Annotated in this window: 6 protein-coding genes and 1 pseudogene; 5 read left to right on the top strand and 2 right to left on the bottom strand. The window is 31.6% G+C overall.

The window, feature by feature from the left end:
• Together ADJ83_RS05440 and ADJ83_RS05435 are read left to right on the top strand one after the other, a co-directional pair.
• A partial coding sequence (locus ADJ83_RS05440) for a site-specific integrase (RefSeq protein WP_048717162.1) occupies positions 1–1727 on the top strand: 1727 nt, incomplete at its 5' end.
• Positions 1673–2386, top strand: coding sequence for a hypothetical protein (locus ADJ83_RS05435; protein ID WP_031540262.1), 714 nt, complete (start codon positions 1673–1675; stop codon positions 2384–2386). The genes ADJ83_RS05440 and ADJ83_RS05435, both read left to right, overlap by 55 nt.
• A 49-nt stretch (positions 2387–2435) precedes the next feature.
• Here ADJ83_RS05435 and ADJ83_RS05430 read toward each other — a convergent pair whose 3' ends face one another.
• The gene (locus ADJ83_RS05430; protein ID WP_048717159.1) at positions 2436–3668 is read right to left on the bottom strand and encodes an HD domain-containing protein; all 1233 of its coding nucleotides are present in this window, start codon (positions 3666–3668) and stop codon (positions 2436–2438) included.
• 461 nt (positions 3669–4129) lie between these two features.
• Positions 4130–4388 (bottom strand): annotated as a pseudogene (locus ADJ83_RS26815) (hypothetical protein); the annotation flags it as partial.
• 216 nt (positions 4389–4604) lie between these two features.
• Here ADJ83_RS26815 and ADJ83_RS05425 point away from each other — a divergent pair.
• From ADJ83_RS05425 to ADJ83_RS05415, 3 genes are read left to right on the top strand one after another with little or no spacing between them, the layout of a single operon-like run.
• Positions 4605–5684: an endospore germination permease gene (locus tag ADJ83_RS05425; protein WP_031536681.1), complete on the top strand. Its 1080-nt coding sequence runs from the start codon at positions 4605–4607 to the stop codon at positions 5682–5684.
• 3 nt (positions 5685–5687) lie between these two features.
• Positions 5688–7214 carry a spore germination protein gene (locus ADJ83_RS05420; RefSeq protein ID WP_031536680.1) on the top strand — a complete coding sequence of 509 codons (1527 nt, stop codon included), beginning with the start codon at positions 5688–5690 and terminating at the stop codon, positions 7212–7214.
• Entirely contained in the window at positions 7211–8377 is a 1167-nt protein-coding gene (locus tag ADJ83_RS05415) for a Ger(x)C family spore germination protein (RefSeq protein ID WP_081836587.1), read from the top strand. Before ADJ83_RS05420 ends, ADJ83_RS05415 begins: the two co-directional genes overlap by 4 nt.
• Positions 8378–8397 lie beyond the last annotated feature (20 nt).

Raw genomic sequence — 8397 nt, 5'->3', positions numbered from 1 at the left:
ACAAAAAGGATATTTATTCTCCCACAAACATTTTACTCATACAAGATATTGTATGGTATGTCTATAGTGAAAATAGTGATACTATACTCACTATAGATTTCAGAAAATATATAGAATGTAAAAATACAATGATGTTAGATGTATTAAAATGTTGGGTATCGAATTTCTTATTGGATTATGCAGGTAATACTATTGCGGCATATTTCAAGTATTTAGTGGATGTTTTAAATATTACTTCAACTTTAGCTAAGTCAAAAGTTAGTGATTTAGAAGAATATTTATTATCCGAAGCGACGAAATCGATAAAACATGAAATGATAAAGTCTTTATTGAATTTTTTAGATTTTTATGATGAATTGGATTCAACGGAAGAATATATACAGCTAGCCAGTGAGCTTCATGAAAAACTCGAAATAGAACCGAGGGAAATTCCATCAAGCAGAGATTGCTTAATGTTCCTATTCGCCTTAAATAATTTTTTTGATAATACTCCTTCATCAGATTGGCGATATTTATATTTTACTCCAATAAGGATTTGGTGGATACTAACTACCAAAATCCCAATGAGAATCGGTGAATTTCTTAAAATACGAAGGGATTCTCTTAAAGTAAAAGAAACGGATAATAAAGTTCGATATTATCTAGAGCTACCTAGATCTAAGGAGAAAAACAACAAAAAAAGAATTCAAGTTATTGATAAAATTGAGATTGATAAGAGTTTTTACAATTTCATAGATTCCTATATTATTGAATCAAATAAATACGGAGAGTCGGATTCATTAATATCTTATATGGTAATTAGAAAACTTAGAGAAAATGTTATAGAGAATAAAATTAATAGTTTTGTCAAGAAACGTAATGATAGAATAATTGATCATGAAACTTTTAGAAAATTGTTATACGATTTTTATGAATTCATTATTAAAAATCCACCATATAATTTTTCTGTTCGAGATGTCGGGAATGACAATCTTGAAACAATTTCAAAAAGTCGTGAAGAAGGAAATTATTTCGATATTGAGAGGCGATTACGACCTAATGATACAAGACATTTAGCATTTATGTTTTTGAAGCTTCAAGGCCTTCATCCGGTAGAAATAGCTCGTCTAGGTGGTCATTTATCTCTCAGCTCACAAACCCATTATTTTAAGCATAGGGAATTTGAAACTGATTCTTCAACTATTCAACTATTGAGATTATTTGACATGGATTGCCAATACTTTAAAACAAGTTTTTTTAAAACAATAAATGAACCAATAATTAGTTCAAAAATAAATGATGAATTTAGAAGACGTTTTGTATTAAAAAACGCTGAGCCTGACCGAGATAAGTGGGATAAATTAGAAATAGGTTGGTGTTCAGCGAGTATAAAACGTTGTAAACGTCACTGTTTTATATGTGATGAATATTGGAAAATAGAATTTGATGAATTTAAGACAAAATATAATGAGATTATTAAGTGGATGGATTCTACGGAGAACAAAGCAATTAAGGTTTATAATTCGTTGGGACATATCTATGACCAAATTCATAGTAATAAAAATGAGCAGCTGAAATTGGATATAAAACTAAAAAAAGTGTTATACACAAAATCAAAGGAATTAAAAGATTTATTAGAAAGTATCGGGGCTTGTGTTGATCATATCTATGAACAGACAGGGGTGAACATTGAATGGCAAACAAGTATCCAAAAGACAAAATCGACGAATTACTTGACAGATATGTAGAAGAAAATAAGGTCAAAATCATTAACAAAAGACCATTTGCTGAATTTGTGACAGAATTATTCGAAAAAGGCGAACTTAGTTGGTTAGATAAATCCATTCCTGAATACTATTGGAGAAAAGCAGCCTATGAAGGATTTCATTATATTGAAAGATACAATGAAGCTGTAAATACTCCAATACTTATAGAAAATGAGAATCCGGAAATTAAACTTCCAAGTATAAAGGATTCAATCGAAAAACTAATTAAAGACCCATCTAAACTATATAAGACGTTGGAGCCTTATGAAAAGGAATTAAAATTATTATTAAAAAAAGAAAAGAAAAGTGAAAAGAAAATAAAGGAGTTAAACAACAAAATAATTGATCAAAAGAAAAAAATTAAAGAACTAGAAGATTTAAATAAACTAGCTCAATCTACTATTTATAAACTCTTTTATTATGGTAAGGATAGGAAAGAAAAAAATCTAATAAACTTACTCACTACTACAAAAAATTCAACAAAGCCTGTTAATAGAGCATTAGAAAATTTATTTAACCATGAAGCATTTGAATTTTTTGATCTTGAAACTGGCGAAAAAATATATAAAGAAACAAAAATTATTGATATAAAGAAGCGTAAAAAAGAGTCTTCTAGTTTGGATTTGTGGAATGACTTATAAAAAAAGCCCAGCTATGCAGATATATAAAGTGCCTAGCTGGGCTTTTGGGTTATTTCAATTCTTCCGTATTTTCATATCTGCTATCTAAAAAGTCAACTATATGAATAATGTAACCCTCAATTGTTTGTGGATTCCGTACACATGCCCCCCATTCTGGAAGACCGTGATGACATAAAATACAGTGGGAAATATGGTGTATGTCTTCTAAAGAAATCCTTATATTTTCTGTTTCTATTATTTTCGAGAGGATAAGTACACCATATGGGATATGTCCTATCATTACTCCTAACTCATCCATGATTATTCCAGTTTGTTTCCTATTCTCAATATTAGAATGATCAGCCGTTGGGAATAAGAATTTAAATTCCTCAAACTTTTTGCCAGCATGATCATATTCTAGTAATTTTCCAATATCATGAAATAAAATGCTTGTAAAAACTAAATCATAATTAGGAGCTGAACTTCTATGTTGCATTGCGCCATATAACATTGTATAAAGATGATCAATAGTATCTTTCCATACAATGTGCTGAGGATTTATAGACTCCGATTGAAGTTGATTCCAAATATCCTTCTTATGTGCTTTTTCAACTACGTTTATTAGCTTTATAATTGCTTGATAATGGTTATCTTCTTGTTTTAATATGAATCTTGCGAACCTCATTAAACCTACTGTATGTTTTAATAAGCCACCTAAATAATTATGATGAAATCCTTTTGCTGCTGGCCTAATAGAAAATTGGTCCCAAAAACGTTTCATTGCAGCTAAGGATATGTCCTTAAAAGGTTGTTCCAATTCATTTATATATGAGAAAAGTTCTACAGTAAAATCTTCAATATTTTGCTTAGTGTAAGCTAGAAAAGTGAAGGGATTAATATCTTCTTCACATGGTTTCATTTTATTTATAGTAAGTGATTTATGCCCCCGATAATCTTCTATTCTAGCCTCAACATCGAAAATAGAGAATTCTTCAAGTAAAGGGATAGTATTTTCAACGGCATTTTGGTTGTCCCATAATTTTGCATTTATCGAACCAAAATTATTACTAAATCTTATTTTTAAATATTGTTTGTTAGTTTTGGTTGATTCGATATTAAAGTCATTAAGAAGTAATCGTAATTTAACATTGATTCCTTTTTCAAATTCATTTATGTTGAAAATTTCTTCACCAGTAGGGAGAATAGGAGTTGGAAATTCTTTTAGGACCTGTTCTCTATCATCTTCAGTTAACTCAAATTTAACTGGGATAAAATCATAGAAATAAAATTTTATGTCATTCATTGATTATCACTCCTAAACTTTACACACTAAAGTGTAAAAGTTTTTTTATTTATCATTTTCTATATCATTTTAACTTAAATGTTTGATTAAGTAAGTAAAATTTGATTAATGTACTACCTTCCGTTGAAAATCAAGCTTGAAGATTTGAAACTACTTCCACTATACAAATAAGGGTATATCCAATTCCTATAATCGTTGTGCATCAGGAAAATGCGGATTTACAACGATAAGGAATTTCCAATATAAAAAGCCTGATTTCCCAATCCCTAAACTGAGAAATTCGGCTCTTTTTTTTTTTACCCCATAAAGAGGTACAGCCGACAAAATGCTGATATTATAGGCTAAGGCATTTTTTTATATCCTAAGTGGATGTAGGGATGGATTTAAAATCTAGATATAAATAAATATTCTCCTAGAAAGTACGTTCCGATCCGATCCAATGGTGATATGTGCGGGAGAAAAACGTTACCTGAGCGTACAAGATTTCTTAACTTGGTAAGAACAGACAACGCATAATTGGCGATTTATATTCCCATCATCATAAACGTGCTTTTGCCAGCGATTTGAGAGAAAGTTCAAAGGTGCGCCTTCTGGAATTCTTCGTTTATTATTTTTTGTTCATCTCTTTAATGGTCACAATAGCGTGAAGCAATGACTCTCCTGATTTTATATAGAAGTGATTTCTAAGGCATCTAACAATTTTGGGGTATGTTTACGTAAGTAGTTAAGAACGCGATTGTTCCTACCTAGTAATTTGATTTTGGTTATACTTTGAATTTTTAAAGGTTTCTATTATTTTCTGTGGCTGTTTCACAACACTTTATTTAGTTGTTTTTGTGAATATAAATCAAATATTAGGTAATTATATAAAATATGATAACAAAAAGGAAAAACGAGATGGATAGTTAAAAAAATAATGGAGTAAGAGGGTTGAAAATGGATCAAAATAAAGCAAGTTTTTCTACTATATTTGTTCTCTCTATGATGAGTATAGGATTAATGAACCATGTAATGGTGATACCCATGTTACTAAGCACAGCAAAGAGGGATTCTTGGATATCTGTACTAATTTCAGGAGTTTTATTTTTGGGGTGGCTTGTTTTTCTACGAGTAATTATTAAAAAAACAAATTACTCCCATTTATTTACTTGGATGAAGGACCGAGTTGGTAAAGTTGTTGCTTGGGGTCTTTCTTCGGTTGCCTATGTTTTTATCCTTTTATTAATTGGAGTTACCTTAAAGGATATGATTGTTTGGACAGTTACTTCCTATTTCCCTCAAAGTCCAACTTTCATCTTAGCCATAGTTTTTCTAATCATTTGTTTTTTTGCTGCGACATCTAGCTTTGCCACCCTATCTATTATTTCAGGTTTTTTGTTTGTTTTTGTTGTTGCTTTAGGTTTTTTTGTCATGAGCCTAAATATTCCTCATAAGGATTACGCTCAAATATTTCCTATATTAGAACATGGTTTGAATCCTGTTTTGAAAGGCATGATCTATAGTTCAGGTTCTCTAATGGAAGTTGCACTTATACTTTTCTTACAACACAAATTAAAACCCAACATTAAGGTTCGAAGTTTACTTTTCCTCGGAATTATCTTGATAGGGTTAACCCTAGGTCCCTTATTAGGTTCGATTGCTATTTTTGGTCCAGAAGAGGCTGCTAATCAGAGGTATCCGGCATACGAGGAATGGCGATTATTAAAAATTGGTAAATATATTGAACATGTAGATTTTTTTTCTATTTATCAATGGCTGTCAGGTGGATTTATAAGAATAAGTTTAGGTTTGTTTATAATTGGACAGCTCTTTCCATTTGAGAACGATAAGAATAGACATTTATTAATAGGGTTTAGCTCACTAATTACATTGTTGATGGTTCTTCTACCTATTAGTGATATGCAATTTGTTCGCTTTTTGCAAAATATATATTTTTATTTATCATTCCTATTTTTACTTATCTTTTCTTTAAGCATTGGGTTATTAGCCTTTTTAAAAGGGGAAAAGGGGAGATAATTCTTGAAATGTAATAAACATAAAAAACAAAAGGAACTGAACTCTTATCATACTACCTTTCAGAATACTGATGAAGTAAATGAAGAAAAAATTCGTTCAATTTACCAAAAAAGTGAGGATGTTAAAGTTGTACTCCATAAATTTACTGATGAACAACAAGAAATAAATACCATATTTATCTATTGTGAGAATTTAGTTGATAAAAAACAAATAAATCAATTTATTATTCCACAACTAAAAAAAATGACAACAAAAAATGACTATAAAATATTCAAAGAGGGCGTGGAATGGAATCAAGATGATCTGGAATGGACACCTTTAAAGGTGGAAACAGGGTTAAATTCCATCTCTTTAGAGATCTTCGATGGTAATTTAGTCATTTATTTTCCGGAATTTAGTGTTTTTTTTTCTGTCAGTGCATCCAATAAACCAAACCGTTCAACTGAACAATCCAATTACGAGGTATCTGTTCGTGGCCCAAGAGATAATTTCACAGAGGATATCTCAACAAATATTGCACTAATTCGAAAAAGACTAAGGTCGCCAACGCTATCTTATCAAACTTATACGATAGGAACAAGAACTCAAACTAAGGTGGGATTATTATATCTAGAAGATGTGGTTAATACGGAGATGCTAGATACTATTCGGGAACGATTATCTAATGTTGAGATTGATGGAATTATTAGTTCAACTCAATTGCAGGAGATGGTGTCCAAACAATCACTTTCTATTTTCCCACTTTCTGCTGATACATCCAGACCTGACTTTGCAGTTGAATGTTTATTACAAGGTAGAATAATCATAGTAGTAGATGGCTCACCATTAGTCATTATTGCTCCTGTAACCATTACTTTTTTGATTAAAGCAGCAGAGGATTCACATTTTAATTATTTACCCATGTCATTAGCTCGATTTTATAGATGGGCGGGATTTCTTTTAGCTGTCTACTTACCCGGGTTTTGGATGGCATTGCTTGCATACCATCAAGATCAAATCCCTTTTCCTCTTCTTGCGACTATAACTGTTGCAAGATCGGGGTTGCCATTTCCTGCACCATTAGAACTTATGATCGTTTTATTCCTGTTTGAAATGTTCCGTGAAGCTGGTCAAAGATTACCTTCCCCTCTTGGACAAACTCTCTCCGTCGTTGGGGGACTCATTATTGGAGACGCTGCAATTCGGTCGGGTTTGATTTCTCCTTCGGTCATCGTTATTACGGCTCTTTCTGCCATCTCAGGGTATACACTAGTGAACCAAATATTAGCAAGTTCAATATCCATTCTTAGAGGATTTGTTCTTGTTTGCTCGATTTTTATGGGTTTATACGGTTTTATGCTTGGAGGATTTATGATTGTCATTTATATGGCAAGGTTACGTTCTTTCGGAATCCCTTACTTAGCTTTAGTATTTCCGAAGTCTAGTTCAGATCTTTTCAAGGCGCTATTTCGGTTACCATGGAAAAGTTATAGAGAACGTGTTAGTTATGTTCGTACGCGGGATAGTACAAAGACGGATGAAGGGGAGTGACAATCCTGAAACTACGTAGGTTCTTTTTAATTAGCATACTAACTCTCTTTAGTCTGGTATTATCGGGATGTTGGAATATCAAAGAAATACAAGATATTTACTATGTTGCAGCACTTGGAATTGACTATAAAGATGAAAAATATATAGCTTATGTTCAATTACTGGACTTTTCTAATGTGGCTAAACTAGAAGGTGCTAGACCTGATAAACAACCACCGATTTGGATTGGGAGAGGTGAGGGAATTACGATGACAGAAGCGTTAAATCAATTATACAAGGATGCACAACAAAGACTTTTTTGGGGACATGTGTCTACATTGATTTTGAGTAATACATTACTTGAGCAAGATATCAAATCCTCTATTGATTTTATAAATCGATATAGAGAAATACGTTATAATATCCAATTTTATGCTACAAATGAATCCATTGAAGACGTACTTAAAACAAAATCATTTTTCACTTTATCTGGACTCTCGACGATTCTTCACGAACCAAATGAAAGTTATAAGCAAAGATCCTACATACAACCCATTCAATTTTTCCAATTTATTCGAGATAGCAATCCTGTTGGACAAACAGCTTTCATTCCTTCAATAAAAATATCCACTGAAAATTGGAAAGAGGAAGATAAAAAAGCACCATTGTTAAGAAATGACGGCGCTGTCTTTATAAGAAATAACCATCTACAAGGATGGCTTTCTGAATCTGATTTAAACGGTCTAAGATGGATAGATGAAAAAACTGTTCGATCTCCTTTGTGGATAGTTGAAGATGATCAACCGGTTGTTTCTATAGTATTAGAAAAACCAAAGGTGAGGATAACTCCAGTTATTACTAACGAACAAGTGAGATATAAAATTAACGTATCCTTACAAGCCGGAATAAACGAAAAGTTAAAAGAAATTAGTGAAAACAAGTTAGTTGCTAACACTAAAAAAATAATAAGAGATGAGATTTTAAAGACTTTTGAAAAAGGAGTGGAGATAAATTCAGATGTTTATAGGTTAGGTGAAATATTATATCGGGAGAACCCTCAGAGATGGAATCAAGAGATAAAAGAAAAGCCATTTTTTTTAAATAAGGATAGTATCGAGCATATCAACATTCAAGTTAAGTTAGTGAACTCAGGAAAATTGAAATACCAAGAAAGTCATTATTAGAGTGATTTAGCCAAATTTCA

The organism is Bacillus sp. 522_BSPC (assembly GCF_001076885.1).
Lineage (GTDB): Bacteria > Bacillota > Bacilli > Bacillales > Cytobacillaceae > Niallia > Niallia hominis.
This window is presented reverse-complemented; position numbering and strand designations above follow the sequence as displayed.